Origin of the sequence: Streptomyces sp. NBC_00536 (assembly GCF_036346295.1) — a bacterium.
In the GTDB taxonomy this organism is placed as follows: Bacteria; Actinomycetota; Actinomycetes; order Streptomycetales; family Streptomycetaceae; genus Streptomyces.
Window position 1 is genome coordinate 6,644,159 of the sequence record NZ_CP107819.1, and the last position, 15,157, is coordinate 6,659,315.

Annotated in this window: 11 protein-coding genes; 4 read left to right on the forward strand and 7 right to left on the reverse strand. The window is 72.9% G+C overall.

The genetic code is table 11. The features are described from left to right. Positions 1 to 68 precede the first annotated feature (68 nt). Positions 69 to 2,210, reverse strand: coding sequence for a 3-hydroxyacyl-CoA dehydrogenase NAD-binding domain-containing protein (locus OHS33_RS28480; RefSeq protein ID WP_330333262.1), 2,142 nt, complete (start codon positions 2,208 to 2,210; stop codon positions 69 to 71). Further along, on the reverse strand, positions 2,207 to 3,427 hold the full coding sequence (locus OHS33_RS28485) for a thiolase family protein (protein WP_330333263.1): 1,221 nt from the start codon (positions 3,425 to 3,427) through the stop codon (positions 2,207 to 2,209). Before OHS33_RS28485 ends, OHS33_RS28480 begins: the two co-directional genes overlap by 4 nt. A 333-nt stretch (positions 3,428 to 3,760) precedes the next feature. Here OHS33_RS28485 and OHS33_RS28490 point away from each other — a divergent pair, with 333 nt between their 5' ends. After that, a complete protein-coding gene (locus OHS33_RS28490; RefSeq protein WP_330333264.1) occupies positions 3,761 to 4,927 on the forward strand; it encodes an alpha/beta fold hydrolase in 1,167 nt (388 codons plus the stop codon). 80 nt (positions 4,928 to 5,007) lie between these two features. On the opposite strand, the gene OHS33_RS28495 is transcribed toward OHS33_RS28490, so the two are convergent. From OHS33_RS28495 to OHS33_RS28505, 3 genes are all read right to left on the reverse strand, one after another. Continuing rightward, complete coding sequence (locus OHS33_RS28495) at positions 5,008 to 6,288, reverse strand: ribonuclease D (protein ID WP_330333265.1); 1,281 nt, start codon at positions 6,286 to 6,288, stop codon at positions 5,008 to 5,010. A 148-nt stretch (positions 6,289 to 6,436) separates the two neighbouring features. Next, positions 6,437 to 7,099, reverse strand: coding sequence for a response regulator transcription factor (locus OHS33_RS28500; RefSeq protein ID WP_330333266.1), 663 nt, complete (start codon positions 7,097 to 7,099; stop codon positions 6,437 to 6,439). A gap of 308 nt (positions 7,100 to 7,407) precedes the next feature. Beyond that, positions 7,408 to 8,058, reverse strand: coding sequence for a DUF3000 domain-containing protein (locus OHS33_RS28505; protein ID WP_330333267.1), 651 nt, complete (start codon positions 8,056 to 8,058; stop codon positions 7,408 to 7,410). Positions 8,059 to 8,149: 91 nt separating this feature from the next. On the opposite strand from OHS33_RS28505, the gene hemE reads away from it, so the two are divergent. Beyond that, entirely contained in the window at positions 8,150 to 9,214 is a 1,065-nt protein-coding gene (hemE, locus tag OHS33_RS28510) for a uroporphyrinogen decarboxylase (protein ID WP_330333268.1), read from the forward strand. Positions 9,215 to 9,434: 220 nt separating this feature from the next. On the opposite strand, the gene OHS33_RS28515 is transcribed toward hemE, so the two are convergent. Further along, the gene (locus OHS33_RS28515; protein ID WP_330333269.1) at positions 9,435 to 10,820 is read right to left on the reverse strand and encodes an FAD-dependent oxidoreductase; all 1,386 of its coding nucleotides are present in this window, start codon (positions 10,818 to 10,820) and stop codon (positions 9,435 to 9,437) included. Between the two features lie 208 nt (positions 10,821 to 11,028). Between OHS33_RS28515 and hemG the strand changes: the two genes are divergently transcribed. Both hemG and hemQ read left to right on the forward strand, forming a co-directional pair. Beyond that, positions 11,029 to 12,534, forward strand: coding sequence for a protoporphyrinogen oxidase (hemG, locus tag OHS33_RS28520; protein ID WP_330335244.1), 1,506 nt, complete (start codon positions 11,029 to 11,031; stop codon positions 12,532 to 12,534). Positions 12,535 to 12,557: 23 nt separating this feature from the next. Beyond that, positions 12,558 to 13,271 (forward strand): hydrogen peroxide-dependent heme synthase, encoded by a 714-nt coding sequence (gene hemQ, locus OHS33_RS28525; RefSeq protein WP_330333270.1) that lies wholly within the window; start codon positions 12,558 to 12,560, stop codon positions 13,269 to 13,271. A 113-nt stretch (positions 13,272 to 13,384) separates the two neighbouring features. On the opposite strand, the gene OHS33_RS28530 is transcribed toward hemQ, so the two are convergent. Continuing rightward, positions 13,385 to 15,115, reverse strand: coding sequence for an alpha/beta fold hydrolase (locus tag OHS33_RS28530; protein WP_330333271.1), 1,731 nt, complete (start codon positions 15,113 to 15,115; stop codon positions 13,385 to 13,387). Between the last annotated feature and the right edge of the window lie 42 nt (positions 15,116 to 15,157).

Genomic DNA, 15,157 nt, shown 5'->3' on the forward strand with positions numbered 1-15,157 from the left:
AAACGGCGGGCGGTACGGGAGTGATCCCGTACCGCCCGCCGTTCGCCGTCGTGCGGTGGTGTCCGGCGTTACGCCGGGACGCTCGCCAGACCCGGGGCGAGGAACTTCTTCCCGTTCACCCGCTCCGAGACGCCCTCACGGTCCAGGTACGGCGTGACGCCGCCCAGGTGGAAGGGCCAGCCCGCACCGGTGATCAGGCAGAGGTCGATGTCCTGGGCCTCGGCCACGACACCCTCCTCCAGCATCAGGCCGATCTCCTGCGCCACCGCGTCCAGGACGCGGTCACGGACCTGCTCCTCGGTCAGGACGGAGTCGCCCTGGACGAGCAGCGCGGCGACCTCGGGGTCCAGCTCCGGCTTGAAGCCGTTCTCGGCCTTGTAGACGTAGAACCCGCGCTTGCCGGCCTCGACGACCCGCTTGAGGTTCGGCGAGACGGTGAAGCGCTCCGGGAAGGCGCGGTTCAGGGTCTCCGACACGTGCAGACCGATCGCCGGGCCCACCAGCTCCAGCAGCACCAGCGGGGACATCGGCAGGCCGAGCGGCTCGATGGCCTTCTCGGCGGTGACCACCGGGGTGCCCTCGTCGATGACGTTCTGGATCTCGCCCATGAAGCGGGTGAGGATGCGGTTCACGACGAACGCCGGGGCGTCCTTGGTGAGGACCGCGGTCTTCTTCAGCTTGCGCGCCACACCGAAGGCCGTGGCCAGCGAGGCGTCGTCCGTCTGCTCACCGCGGACGATCTCCAGCAGCGGGAGGATCGCGACCGGGTTGAAGAAGTGGAAGCCGACCACGCGCTCCGGGTGCTGGAGCTTGGAGGCCATCTCCGAGACCGACAGCGAGGAGGTGTTGGTGGCGAGGATCGCGTGCGCCGGAGCGACCGCCTCGACCTCCGCGAACACCTTCTGCTTGACCGACATCTCCTCGAACACGGCCTCGATGATGAAGTCCGCGTCCGCGAAGCCCTCGGCCTTGTCCAGGACACCGGTCACCAGGGCGGTCAGGCGGTTCGCCTTGTCCTGGTTGATACGGCCCTTGCCGAGCAGCTTCTGGATCTCGGCGTGGACGTAGCCCACACCCTTGTCCACGCGCTCCTGGTCGATGTCGGTGAGGACCACCGGCACCTCCAGGCGGCGCAGGAAGAGCAGCGCCAGCTGCGAGGCCATCAGGCCCGCGCCGACGACGCCGACCTTGGTGACCGGGCGGGCCAGGTTCTTGTCCGGGGCGCCGGCCGGGCGCTTGGCGCGCTTCTGGACCAGGTTGAAGGCGTAGATGCCGGAGCGCAGCTCGCCGCCCATGATCAGGTCGGCCAGCGCGGCGTCCTCGGCGTCGAAGCCCTTCTGCAGGTCCCCGTCCTTGGCCGCCTCGATGATCTCCAGCGCGCGGTAGGCGGCCGGGGCCGCACCGTGCACCTTGGAGTCCGCGATGGCGCGGCCGCGGGCGACCGCCGCGTCCCAGGCCTCGCCGCGGTCGACCTCGGCCCGTACGACCTCGGTCTTGCCGGACAGCACGTTCGCCGTCCAGATCAGCGACTGCTCCAGGAAGTCGGCACCCTCGAACAGGGCGTCGGCGATGCCCAGCTCGAAGACCTGCTTGCCCTTGAGCTGACGGTTCTGGTTCATCGAGTTCTCGATGATCACCGAGACCGCGCGGTCCGCGCCGATCAGGTTCGGCAGCAGGGCGCAGCCGCCCCAGCCGGGGACCAGACCGAGGAAGACCTCGGGCAGCGAGAAGGCCGGGATGGCCTTCGAGACGGTGCGGTAGGTGCAGTGCAGACCGACCTCGACACCGCCGCCCATCGCCGCGCCGTTGTAGTAGGCGAAGGTGGGGACGGCCAGCGCGGCGAGGCGCTTGAAGACGTCGTGGCCGCCCTTGCCGATGGCGAGCGCCTCGTCGTGCTTCTTGAGCAGCTCGACGCCCTTGAGGTCGGCGCCGACCGCGAAGATGAACGGCTTGCCGGTGATGCCCGCGCCGACGATGGAGCCCGCGAGGGCCTCCTGCTCCAGCTGGTCGACCGCCGCGTTCAGGTTGGCGAGCGACTGCGGGCCGAAGGTGGTCGGCTTGGTGTGGTCCAGGCCGTTGTCCAGCGTGACGAGCGCGAAGCGCCCTGCGCCGAACGGCAGGTCGAGGTGGCGGACGTGCGCCTGCGTGACGACCTCGTCCGGGAACAGCTCGGCCGCGCCCTTCAGCAGGTCAGTGGTGGTGGTGCTCACTTGCTGCCTCCGTCGAAGTGCGGGTTCTCCCAGATGGTCGTCGCGCCCATGCCGAAGCCGACACACATGGTGGTCAGGCCGTAGCGGACGTGCGGCTGCTCCTCGAACTGGCGGGCCAGCTGGGTGAGCAGGCGGACGCCGGAGGAGGCGAGCGGGTGACCGTAGGCGATCGCGCCGCCGTACTGGTTGACGCGCGCGTCGTCGTCCGCGATGCCGTAGTGCTCCAGGAAGGCCAGCACCTGGACGGCGAAGGCCTCGTTGATCTCGAAGAGACCGATGTCGGAGATCGACAGGCCGCCCTGGGCCAGGGCCTTCTCGGTGGCCGGGATCGGGCCGTAGCCCATGACCTCCGGCTCCACGCCCGCGAAGGCGTAGGAGACCAGGCGCATCTTGACCGGGAGGTTGTTCTCGCGGGCGAAGTCCTCGGAGGCGAGGATCGAGGCGGTGGCGCCGTCGTTGAGACCGGCGGCGTTGCCCGCGGTGACGCGTCCGTGGGTACGGAACGGCGTCTTGAGGTTCGCCAGGTTCTCCAGGGTGGTGCCCGGGCGCATCGGCTCGTCGGTGGTGACCAGGCCCCAGCCCGTCTCACCGACCTCCGGGTTGGTGTTGCGCACCGAGACCGGCACCAGGTCCTGCTGGATCTTGCCGTCGGCGTACGCCTTGGCGGCCTTCTCCTGCGAGCGCACGGCGTACTCGTCGGCGCGGAGCTTGGTGATCGTCGGGTAGCGGTCGTGCAGGTTCTCCGCCGTCATGCCCATGAAGAGGGCCGACTCGTCGACCAGCTTCTCGCTGACGAAGCGCGGGTTCGGGTCCACGCCCTCGCCCATCGGGTGACGGCCCATGTGCTCGACGCCACCGGCGATGACCACGTCGTAGGCGCCGAAGGCGATGGAACCGGCGGCGGTCGTCACGGCCGTGAGCGCACCGGCGCACATGCGGTCGATGGAGTAGCCGGGAACCGACTGCGGGAGGCCCGCGAGGATGCCGGCCGTGCGGCCCAGCGTCAGGCCCTGGTCGCCGATCTGGGTGGTCGCGGCGATGGCGACCTCGTCGATCTTCGCGGGGTCCAGGTCCGGGTTGCGGCGCAGCAGCTCCCGGATCGCCTTGACGACGAGGTCGTCGGCCCGGGTCTCGTGGTAGATGCCCTTCGGGCCCGCCTTGCCGAACGGGGTGCGGACGCCGTCGACGAAGACGACGTCCCTGACGGTACGAGGCACGATGGCTCTCCTCCAGGGTGCGGGGTGGCACTGCTGCGCGGGGGCGCGGTCAGATGGTCCTGAGCGCCCGCTCACCTGCCCCATGCTACTTGCGGGTAACCCATGTGGACACCCCCACCGGAAGGAGCGGTGAAGGTCACACTCCGCCCCACGTCCCCAGGTCCGTGCGCCCCGGCCGCGCGCCCGGCCGATCGGCCCGGCGCAGCGCCCCGATGGGGTCGTCCTCGGCCGTCCGCCCGGCCCCGCTCCGGGCCCGGCGTCCCGGCGGCCCCGATCCTTGACCGCGCCCGGGGCGCCCGCCTCCGGACAGCCGCCGACGCGACGGAGTCCCGCATGCCCATCAAGCACACCGACCATGCCGTCGAGCACAAGTCGACCGTCCCCGCCAACGCCAACCAGCTGGTGAAGCTCTTCCTCCGTGAGTACGACGGGACCCCGCCGGGCACCCCGGCCGCCGACCGCCGCGTCGTCCTGATGCTGCACGGCAGGTCCGTGCCGGTCCTGGCCACCTACGACATCGGCCTCGGTGACTACAGCTGGTCCCGGGTGCTGGCACACGCCGGCTACGACGTGTTCCTGCTGGACTTCCAGGGGATGGGGCTCTCCCCCCGCCCGGAGATGGACACCCCCTGCAACGCCAACCCGGCCCAGCATGACCGCGTCCTGCCCCCCAACCTGCCGCTGACCGCCGACTGCGCCCCCTCCTACCCCCACCAGCTGGGCAACTCGAAGAGCGACTGGGACGAGCTGGACAGGGTCGTCGAGTACATCAAGGACCTCCACGGTGTGCAGAAGCTGGACATGATCGGCAACTCCGCCGCCGCGTACGCGCTGGGCCCCTACGCGATCCAGCACCCGGAGAACGTCAGGAGCCTGATGTTCCAGGCCCCGGTGTTCAAGCCCGACGGCCCGGACAGCGCCCCCGGGACCGAGTTCGACGCCCCGTCCCCGCTGCCGCTGAACACCCCGCCGTACCCGATGACCCTCGGCAACAAGGACGGGCTGACGAAGGCCTGGAGGAACGAGCTGGGTCCCGACTGCGCGGCCCAGCAGGCACCGGGCGCGGTGGACCTGGTCTGGGAAGCGATCATCGCGAGCGACACCCAGGGCCGCCTGTGGGGGAAGCCGCTGCCCAACGGCCGGACGGAGGGGCTGAGCCGCCAGCGCCAGACCTTCTGGTGGGGCTGGAACAAGAAGACCGCGCCGCTCCACGGCACGCTCGGCGGCCCGGTCCCGGTGCTCATCGTGTACGGCGACCTGGACAAGACCGTGACCACCCTGGGCCTGTCGGTCACCGAGCTCTACAAGGCCATCGTGGGCGCGAACAAGCTGATGTTCAAGGTGTCCTGCGCCAGCCACCAGATGCCGTGGGAGGGCCGGCGCATCATCCTGCACGAGATGTCGAAGCAGTGGCTCAAGCACACCAAGGTGTTCGGGAAGGACCAGGGCAGCTTCCACGTGGACGACCACGACAACGTCACGCCCCTGCCCGTGCCGTAGGGCGCCGCGCCGCGCCGCGGTGCGCGAAGAGCCCCCGCCGGGTTCGGCGGGGGCTCTCGGGATCTCGGTCGGCGGCGGCGCTAGCCCGTCACGGCCAGGGCCGTGACCAGGGCGTCCGTCACCTGCTCGATCTGCCAGGGGCGGGCCCCGTACGAGGCCAGGGCCTCCGCCACGGAATCGGCCGATACCCGGAAGGGGGGCTCCCAGCACAGCCGCCGGACGCTGTCCGGGGTGATCAGGTTCTCCTGGGGCAGGTTCAAGCCCTCCGCCAGCGCGGAGACGGCGGTACGGGCCGCCGAGAGCCGGGCCGCGGCCGCCGGGTCCTTGTCCGCCCAGGAACGCGGCGGCGGGGGACCGGCCGGGGTGGCCCCGGGCTGCGGCAGCTCGCTCTCGGGGAGGGCCTTGGCCCGGTCCACCGCGGCCATCCACTGGTCCAGCTGACGCCGGCCGATCCGCTGCCCGTAGCCGGGCAGGGCGGACAGGGCGTGCACGTTGAGGGGGAGCGCGAGGGCGGCCTCGACGATCGCCGCATCTCCCAGAACCTTGCCCGGGGATACGTCACGTCGCTGCGCGATCCGGTCGCGGGCCTCCCACAGTTCGCGCACGACCGCCATCTGACGGCGGCGCCGCACCTTGTGCATCCCGGAGGTGCGCCGCCAGGGGTCCTTGCGCGGCGGGGCGGGCGGGGCGGCGGCGATCGCGTCGAACTCCTGGTGGGCCCAGTCGAGCTTGCCCTGCCGGTCCAGTTCCTTCTCCAGCGCGTTGCGCAGGTCCACCAGCAGCTCCACGTCCAGGGCGGCGTAGCGCAGCCACGGCTCCGGCAGCGGGCGGGTGGACCAGTCGACGGCGGAGTGCCCCTTCTCCAGCGCGTAGCCGAGCACGCTCTCGACCATCGCGCCGAGTCCGACCCGGGGGAACCCGGCGAGGCGCCCGGCCAGCTCGGTGTCGAAGAGGGAGGTGGGGACCATGCCTATTTCCCGCAGGCAGGGCAGGTCCTGGGTGGCGGCGTGCAGGATCCACTCGGTGCCGGACAGCGCCTCGCCCAGCGAGGAGAGGTCGGGGCACCCCACGGGGTCGATCAGCGCGGACCCGGCCCCTTCGCGGCGGAGCTGCACCAGGTAGGCGCGCTGGCCGTAGCGGTATCCGGAGGCGCGCTCGGCGTCGACGGCCACGGGTCCGGTGCCCGCGGCGAAGGCCGCGACCACCCGGGCGAGGGCCTCTTCGTCGGCGACCACCGGAGGGATGCCCTCACGGGGTTCGAGCAGCGGGATGGGCAGCCCATCGGACGAAACCTCGTCGTCCGGGGGGCCGCCCCCGGTGGTGGTGCGCAGGTCTGCTGCGGTCTCTTGGGCGTCGGTCACCGGTCAAGGGTATCCATGGATGCGACGAGCCCGTCGCCGGAACGTTCCGGCGACGGGCGCGAGGTGTGAACACGGACGTTTCCCCGGGTACCCCGGTGCGCCTCCCGGCGGTAACCGGAGGCGTGCGCCGGGGACCCCGGGAGCGGGGTCAGTGGATGATCCCGGTCCGCAGTGCGACGGCGACCATCCCGGCCCGGTCGCCGGTGCCCAGCTTGCGGGCGATCCGGGCGAGGTGGGACTTGACGGTCAGGGCGGACAGGCCCATCGAGACTCCGATGGCCTTGTTGGACTGGCCCTCCGCGACGAGGCGCAGGACCTCGACCTCGCGGCCGGACAGCTCGCGGTAGCCGCCCGGGTGGCTCGGGGCACCCGGGGGGCGGCGGTGCATCCGGGCGGCGGCCGCGCCGATGGGCGCGGAGCCGGGCCGGCTGGGGAGCCCGATGTTGGTACGGGTTCCGGTGACGACGTAGCCCTTGACTCCGCCCGCGAGGGCGTTGCGTACGGCGCCGATGTCGTCGGCGGCGGACAGGGCCAGGCCGTTGGGCCAGCCCGCGGCACGGGTCTCGGAGAGCAGGGTGAGACCGGAACCGTCGGGCAGGTGCACGTCGGCCACGCAGATGTCGCGCGGGCTTCCGACGCGGGGGCGGGCCTCCGCGATGGACGAAGCCTCGATGACGTCACGGACCCCGAGAGCCCACAGGTGGCGGGTCACGGTGGAGCGGACGCGCGGGTCGGCCACGACAACCATGGCCGTCGGCTTGTTCGGGCGGTAGGCGACCAGGCTTGCGGGCTGCTCGAGAAGAACGGACACCAGGCCTCCTGAGGGAGTGGCGAGTGGGTGCCGGCCGGGGAAGGAGCCGATACCCACCGTGCGGATGGTCACTCACTCCTTCGGCACGTCACCCGCCCGGCTTTAGGGAATGATCACGATTTGGTGAGTAACAATTCGGGCAATTCGGACGCACGATCGATCAAGGGGTGATCAGAAGACCGCATCGGTTGCCCCGTTCTGACCGCCCGTCGCGGGCGGAGAGGGGAACACGCGGGCCTTGAGGCGCACCCGCGGGCCGCCGCGCGGCACCCGGCGGGGCCGCGCGACAGGGCCGTCCGGCCCCTTCGCTACGGGTGGTGCGGACCGCGCCGCTGTGGCAGGGAGACCACGCCCGTGTCCACCGGCCCGGTGGGCGGCAGCCCGGCGATCTGGCACAGCAGATCGCACCAGGCGGCCAGGTGGGCCGCCGTGTCCGGCACCCCGCCCACCCCCTCGCGGGGCGTCCACGAGGCTCTGATCTCGATCTGGGTCGCGGGACGCCGCTCCGAGAGCCCGCCGAAGTAGTGCGACCCGGCCATCGTCACCGTGCCGCTCGCCTCCCCGTACGTCAGCCCGCGCGCGTCCAGCGCCCCGGTCAGCCAGGACCAGCACACCTCGGGGAGGAGCGGGTCGGCCGCCATCTCCGGCTCCAGTTCCGCCCGTACGAGCGTCACCAGCCGGAAGGCCCCCTGCCAGGCGTCGTGCCCGGAGGGGTCGTGGAGCAGGATGAGCCGCCCGTCGGCCAGGTCGTCCTCGCCGTCGACGACCGCCGCCTCCAGCGCGTAGGCGTACGGAGCCAGCCGCTGGGGCGGCTTCGTCGGGTCGATCTCGATCCCCGGGCGCAGCCGCGCCTTCTTCAAGCCGTCGACCGCACGCCGGAACGGGAGCGGGACGGCGCTCTCCTTCGCGCTGTCCACACCGTCAGCGCCATCTGAAAATCGTCCCTGAGCCGCAGCCATGCCGGGAAGACTAGGCGCAGCGGGAGCCCGTACGGCGCAGGGACACCCGCGCCGGGCCGGGCACTTCTTCATACGTGCGAAGATTTGGGTCGTGAGCGCCAACGAAAGCCCGAAGGGCACGCCGAGTCAGACGTACGATTCCGCCTTCCTGAAGGCCTGCCGCCGTGAGCCGGTGCCGCACACGCCCGTGTGGTTCATGCGCCAGGCGGGGCGCTCGCTCCCCGAGTACCGCAAGGTCCGCGAGGGCACGCAGATGCTGGAATCCTGCATGCGGCCCGACCTGGTCACCGAGATCACCATGCAGCCGGTGCGCCGCCACGGCGTCGACGCGGCGATCTTCTTCTCCGACATCGTGGTCCCGCTCAAGGCCATCGGCATCGACCTCGACATCAAGCCGGGCATCGGCCCGGTCGTCGCCCAGCCGATCCGCCGCCGCGAGGACCTCGCACAGCTGCGCGACCTCACCCCCGAGGACGTCTGGTACGTCACCGAGGCGATCGGCATGCTCACGGGTGAACTCGGCGCCACGCCGTTGATCGGTTTCGCCGGTGCGCCTTTCACCCTCGCGAGCTACCTCGTCGAGGGCGGCCCGTCGAAGAACCACGAGCACACCAAGGCCCTGATGTACGGGGACCCGGAGCTGTGGGCCGACCTCGTCGACCGCCTCGCCGAGATCACCTCCGCCTTCCTGAAGGTCCAGATCGAGGCCGGCGTCTCCGCGGTCCAGCTCTTCGACTCCTGGGTCGGCGCGCTCGCCCCGGCGGACTACCGCCGCTCGGTGATGCCCGCGTCCGCCAAGGTCCTGGAGTCCATCGCCTCCTACGGGGTCCCGCGGATCCACTTCGGCGTGGGCACCGGTGAGCTGCTCGGCCTCATGGGCGAGGCCGGTGCGGACGTCATGGGCGTCGACTACCGGGTCCCGCTCGACGAGGCCGTCCGCCGCGTCGGCCCCGGCAAGGCGCTCCAGGGCAACCTGGACCCGGCGGTCCTCTTCTCCACCACCGAGGCCGTGGAGGCCAAGACGGACGAGGTCCTCGCCGCCGCGTCCGGCCTGGAGGGCCACATCTTCAACCTCGGCCACGGCGTCCTCCCGACGACCGACCCCACGGCCCTGACCCGCCTGGTGGACTACGTCCACACGCAGACGCAGCGCTGACCCGCCGCTCCCGGGGCTCCGCCCCGGACCCCGGTCCTCAAACGCCGGACGGGCTGAAAGATGCCCTCAATCGCCGGGCGGGCTGGTAATTGGCGCAGCCAATTCCAGCCCCGCCAGGGGGTACCTCCCAGCGGTAGCTGGGGGAGTTTGAGGCGCGGGTCCGGGCAGAGCCCGGGGAACGGTGGAAGGGCGGGTAGGGGACCAGCCCCGCAGGGCCCGGTCAGATCCCCGCGGCCCGCACCGCGGACACGGCCTTGCGCGCCGCCACGAGCACCGGATCCCACACGGGAGAGAACGGCGGGGCGTACCCCAGGTCCAGCGAGACCACCTGCTCCACCGTCATACCGGCCGTCAAGGCCACCGCCGCGATGTCCACCCGCTTCGCGGCCCCCGCCCCGCCCACGATCTGGACCCCCAGCAGCCGCCCCGTCCGCTGCTCGGCCAGCATCTTGACCGTCATCTCCGCCGCCCCCGGGTAGTACCCGGCCGTGTTCGTCGAGCGGATCGTCGAGGTCACGAACCGCAGCCCGACCTCCCGCGCGTCCCGCTCCCGCAGCCCCGTGCGGGCGATCTCCAGGTCGCACACCTTGCTCACGGCCGTCCCCACCACCCCGGGGAAGGTCGCGTAGCCGCCGCCCACGCCCGAGCCGATCACCTGGCCGTGCTTGTTGGCGTGCGTGCCCAGCGGGATGTGCCGGGTGCGGCCCGAGACCAGGTCGTGGACCTCCACGCAGTCTCCGCCGGCCCAGATGTCCTCGTGCCCCCGGACCCGCATCGACAGGTCCGTCAGCAGCCCGCCCGACTCCCCGAGCGGCAGTCCGGCCGCCCGGGCCAGCGCGGTCCGCGGCTCCACGCCGATGCCGAGGACCACCACGTCCGCCGGGTACTCGTCGCCCGCCGCCGTCGCCACGGCCCGGGCCCGGCCCTCGTCGTCGGTGAGGATCTTCGTCACCTCGGCCCCCGACACCGTGCGGATCCCCATCGCGTTCATCGCCCGGTGCACCAGGCCGCCCATGTCCGGGTCCAGGGTGGCCATCGGCTGCGCGCCGCGGTGCAGGACGGTCACCTCGTAGCCCCGCAGGACCAGGGCCTCCGCCATCTCGACCCCGATGTAGCCCGCGCCGACCACCACCGCGCGGCGTACGTCCGTACGCTCCAGCGTGTCCATCAGGCGCTGTCCGTCGTCCAGGGACTGGACGCCGTGCACCCCGTGGGCGCCGATCCCGGGGAGCTTCGGGCGGACCGGGCGGGCGCCGGTGGCCAGGACGAGGCGGTCGTAGCCGGTCCAGGATTCGGACCCGGAGTCCAGATCGCGGGCGCGGACCCGTCGGCCCTGCACGTCCAGTTCCAGCACCTCGGTCCGGGTGCGCAGGTCGATCCCGCGCGCCCGGTGCTCCTCGGGGGTGCGGGCGATCAGCTCGTCCCGTCCGGAGACGGCCCCGCCGATCCAGTACGGGATCCCGCAGGCGGAGTACGAGGTGAAGTGCGACCGCTCGAAGGCGACGATCTCCAGCTCCGCCGGGCCCTTGAGCCGCCGGGCCTGCGAGGCGGCGGACATCCCCGCCGCGTCCCCGCCGACCACCACCAGTCGTTCCGTCGCCGCCATCGTCCCTACCGTCCCTCCGCCGCCTTGCAGGTCGGGAACACGCTACGGGCGAACGGGCGTTCAGTCGGCCACTTTCAGCCCCGCCGGCGTTTGAGGCGCGGGGTCCGGGGCGGAGCCCCGGGAGGGTCGGCCCCGGGCCGGTCCCGATGAGGTCAGGGTCCGGCGCCGGTGATCGGTCTGAGACGATGTGTCCATGCAGGAAGCGGACATGAGTGCGGACGGGCGCGGCGGCCCCGGTCCCGGGACCCCCGGCCGGGCCGGCCACGCGGTGGTCATCGGCGGCGGCATCGCCGGACTCGCGGCGGCCCACCGGCTGCTCGCCGCCGGCGCGCGGGTGACCGTACTGGAGGCCGGAGCGCGGCTCGGCGGCAAGCTGTACGCCGGGGAACTCGCCGGGCTCCCCGTCGACCTCGGCGCCGAATCCGTGCTCGCCCGCCGCCCCGAAGCCGTGGACCTGGCCCGCGCGGTCGGTCTCGGCGACGCCTTGCAGGCACCCGCCACCGCCACCGCCGCCCTGTGGACCCGCGGCGCCTTGCGCCCCATGCCGCGCGGCCACGTGATGGGCGTCCCCGGCGACCTGAACCCGCTCGCCGCCTCCGGCGTGCTCTCCGCCGAGGGCCTCGCCCGGATCTCCGCCGACGCCGACCTCCCGCGCACCGAGACGGGCGAGGACGTGGCCGTCGGCGCGTACGTCGCCGCCCGGCTGGGCCGCGAGGTCGTGGACCGGCTGGTCGAACCGCTGCTCGGCGGGGTCTACGCCGGTGACGCCTACCGGATCTCGATGCGCGCCGCCGTACCGCAGCTCTTCGAGGCCGCCCGGTCCCACCGCTCGCTCGGCGAGGGCGTACGGGAGATCCAGCGCCGGGCCGCCGAGCGGCCGCAGGACACCGGACCCGTCTTCGCGGGCATCGAGGGCGGCATCGGCCGCCTCCCGCTCGCCGTCGCCGACGCCTGCCGGGCCGCCGGAGCCCGGATCCTGACCGGAGCCCCGGTGCGTGAACTGCTGCGTACGGACGCGGGCTGGCGCGTGGTGACCGGCGGCCCCGGCGGCGATCCGGCCGAGGTCATCGAGGCCGACGCCGTGGTCCTCGCCACCCCCGCGGGCCCCGCGGCCGGGCTGCTGGAGCGCCTCGCGCCCGCGGCCGCCTCCGAGCTGCGCGGGGTCGACTACGCCTCGATGGCGCTGGTCACCCTGGCCTTCCGGCGCTCCGACCTGCCGCCGGACCTGGCGGGCAGCGGCTTCCTGGTGCCGCCGGTGGACGGCCGCACCATCAAGGCCTCGACCTTCTCCAGCAACAAGTGGGCCTGGTCGGGCGCCGACCCGGACCTGTTCCTGCTGCGCACCTCGGTGGGCCGGCACGGCGACGAGGCGGTCCTGGAGCGGGAGGACGCCGAGCTGGTCGACGTCTCGCTGACGGACCTCGGCGCGGCCGTGGGGCTGGCCGCCCGCCCGGTGGCCTCGGCCGTCACCCGCTGGACCGGCGGACTGCCGCAGTACCCGGTCGGCCACCTGGACCGGGTCGCCCGGATCCGGACGGCCGTCGCGGCCCTGCCCGGGCTCGCGGTCTGCGGTGCGCTGTACGACGGCGTGGGCATCCCCGCGTGCGTCGCGAGCGCCCACCGGGCCGCCGATGCGGTGGCCGCGGCGCTGTCCGCGGCGGGCTCCGCTCCGGGCTCCGCGAGCGCGTTCGGCACCCCAGGCACAGAGCACTGATCAGGACACGGGACAATAGGCACATGACTGCACCAGAGAAGATTCCCAACGCGGGGAAGAAGGCCAAGGACCTCAACGAGGTCATTCGCTACACCCTGTGGTCCGTCTTCAAGCTGAAGGACGTCCTGCCTGAGGACCGCGCCGGTTACGCCGACGAGGTCCAGGAGCTGTTCGACCAGCTCGCCGCGAAGGACATCACCGTCCGCGGCAGCTACGACGTCTCCGGCCTGCGCGCCGACGCGGACATCATGATCTGGTGGCACGCCGAGACCTCGGACGAGCTGCAGAGCGCCTACAACCTGTTCCGCCGCACCAAGCTGGGCCGCGCGCTGGAGCCGGTGTGGTCGAACATGGCCCTGCACCGCCCGGCCGAGTTCAACAAGTCGCACATCCCGGCCTTCCTGGCCGACGAGAACCCGCGCGACTACGTCAGCGTGTACCCCTTCGTACGCAGCTACGACTGGTACCTGCTGCCCGACGAGGACCGCCGCCGCATGCTCAAGGACCACGGCATGATGGCCCGCGGCTACCCGGACGTGCGTGCCAACACCGTCGCGTCCTTCTCGCTGGGCGACTACGAGTGGCTGCTGGCCTTCGAGGCCGACGAGCTGTACCGCATCGTCGACCTCATGCGTCACCTGCGCGCCTCCGAGGCCCGTATGCACGTCCGTGAAGAAGTCCCCTTCTACACAGGACGCCGCAAGTCCGTCGCCGATCTGGTGGCCGGGCTCGCCTGATACCTCCCCTGGGGGGAAGGACCGGAAGACCGCGTGTTCAGACCGACGCGGGCTTCCGGGGATCGGGAGGCCATGCCCCCGAATCGACGCAGCCGGAGATCCCGCCCGGAAGTTCAGACGACTGGCGGCAGCGGCACCCTGCGGGTGCCCGCTGCCCGGTCGTCCAGCGACACCGGTGCGGGCTCCGGATGCGGCGCACACATGACATACCGTCCCGGCGTGTCACCTGTCAGCAGATACCGCTCCACATGCCGGTCCACGCAGTCGTTGCGTCCGCCGACCACGCCGTGCGTACCGGCCCCCGCCTCCGTGACCAGCGAGGCCTGCGGGCCGAGCCGCCGCTGGAGCTCCAGCGCCCCCGGATAGGGGGTCGCCCCGTCCCGCTCCGCGGCCACCACGAGCGTCCGGGGCAGCGCCACGGCCCCCGCGCCGCCCTCGCCCACACCCTGGCCCATGCCCATGCCCTCGCCCACCGCCACCGGACGCTGCCGGTGTCCGGCCGCCGGCCAGGAGGCGCAGGGCAGGTTCAGGAAGGCGTTCGGCCAGGTCTCGAAGGGGGCGGTCCGGGCCAGTTCGGTGTTGTCGCGGTCCCAGGTCGCCCAGTCCGCGGGCCAGGGCGCGTCGTTGCACAGCACCGCCGTGTAGACCGCCCGCGCGTTCTCGTATCCGGCGGCCGCCGCCGGGTCCGGCCCCGCCTGCTCGGTCAGCGGCCCCGGATCGCCGCGCAGGTAGGCGCTGAGCGCTGCCGCCCGCCGCGGCCAGACGTCGTCGTAGTAGGCGGCCTTGAGGTACGCCGCCTGCAGCTCACCGGTGCCGACCACGCCGCCCGCGGGCGTACGGGCCACCCCCGCCCGGACCTTCTCGTAGCTCGCGCGGACCGCCTCGGCCGTGCGGCCCAGCCCGTAGACGTCGTGGTGGCGGGCCGCCCAGGCGCGGAAGTCGGCCCAGCGCCGCTCGAACGCCGGTGACTGGTCGAGGTTGTTGCGGTACCAGATCCGCCGCGGATCCGGATTGACCGCCGAGTCGAAGACCACCCGGCGCACCTGCCGCGGGTACAGCGTCGCGTAGACCGCGCCGAGGTAGGTCCCGTACGACGCCCCCAGGAAGTTCAGCCGCTCGTCGCCGAGCGCGGCGCGCAGCACGTACAGGTCCCGGACGTTGTCGAGGGTCGTGTAGTGCGCCAGCGCCGCGCCCGCCCGGCGCGCGCAGCCCCGCGCGTACTCCCGGGCCGCCGCGATCCGCTGCTCCTTGTACGCCGTGGAGGGCCGGTCCGGGACCTGGGTGGGCCCCGCGGGCCGGGCGGCCGGGTCCTGGCAGGAGAGCGGCGCCGAGCGGCCCACCCCGCGCGGGGCATAGCCGACCAGGTCGTAGGCGGCGGCGACGCGCCGCCACTCGGGCAGGTCGGCGACCAGCGGGAAGTACATGCCGGAGGCGCCGGGCCCGCCCGGGTTGTACACGAGGGAGCCCTGCCGGGCCGTCCGGTCGCCGGTGGCGGTGACCCGGCTGACGGTCAGGGAGATCTGCGGGCCGTCGGGACGGGCGTAGTCGAGCGGTACGCGCAGCACGGCGCAGCGCACGGGGTCCGCCAGCCCCTCGCTCGCGGGGCAGGCGCCGAAGCGGGGGCGGTGCAGGGCGGCCCGGCGGGCGGCGGTCTCGGCCCCGAGGCGCCGGGCGCGCTCGGCGGGCGTCTCCGATGGGGGCCGGGGCTCCGGTGCGGTACGGGCCCGGCCGGACGGGGCCGTGGCGTCCGGGCCGTCGGCGGCCCGGGCGGGGGCCGTCGGGGCGCACAGGGCGAAGGAGAGGAGCGCCGCGGTGGCTCCGTAGCGGGTGAGCGTCGTCCGCATGGCGGCCCCTGTCGTCTCATCGGATCAGCCGATGGGACGACA

What these genes read in the sequence shown, in the direction of transcription:
- OHS33_RS28490 (WP_330333264.1), top strand. Translation starts at nt 3,761, where the DNA reads ATGCCCATCAAGCACACCGACCATGCCGTCGAGCACAAGTCGACCGTC.
- OHS33_RS28505 (WP_330333267.1), bottom strand. Translation starts at nt 8,058, where the DNA reads ATGGCTGCGGCTCAGGGACGATTTTCAGATGGCGCTGACGGTGTGGAC.
- OHS33_RS28515 (WP_330333269.1), bottom strand. Translation starts at nt 10,820, where the DNA reads ATGGCGGCGACGGAACGACTGGTGGTGGTCGGCGGGGACGCGGCGGGG.
- hemG (WP_330335244.1), top strand. Translation starts at nt 11,029, where the DNA reads ATGAGTGCGGACGGGCGCGGCGGCCCCGGTCCCGGGACCCCCGGCCGG.
- hemQ (WP_330333270.1), top strand. Translation starts at nt 12,558, where the DNA reads ATGACTGCACCAGAGAAGATTCCCAACGCGGGGAAGAAGGCCAAGGAC.
- OHS33_RS28530 (WP_330333271.1), bottom strand. Translation starts at nt 15,115, where the DNA reads ATGCGGACGACGCTCACCCGCTACGGAGCCACCGCGGCGCTCCTCTCC.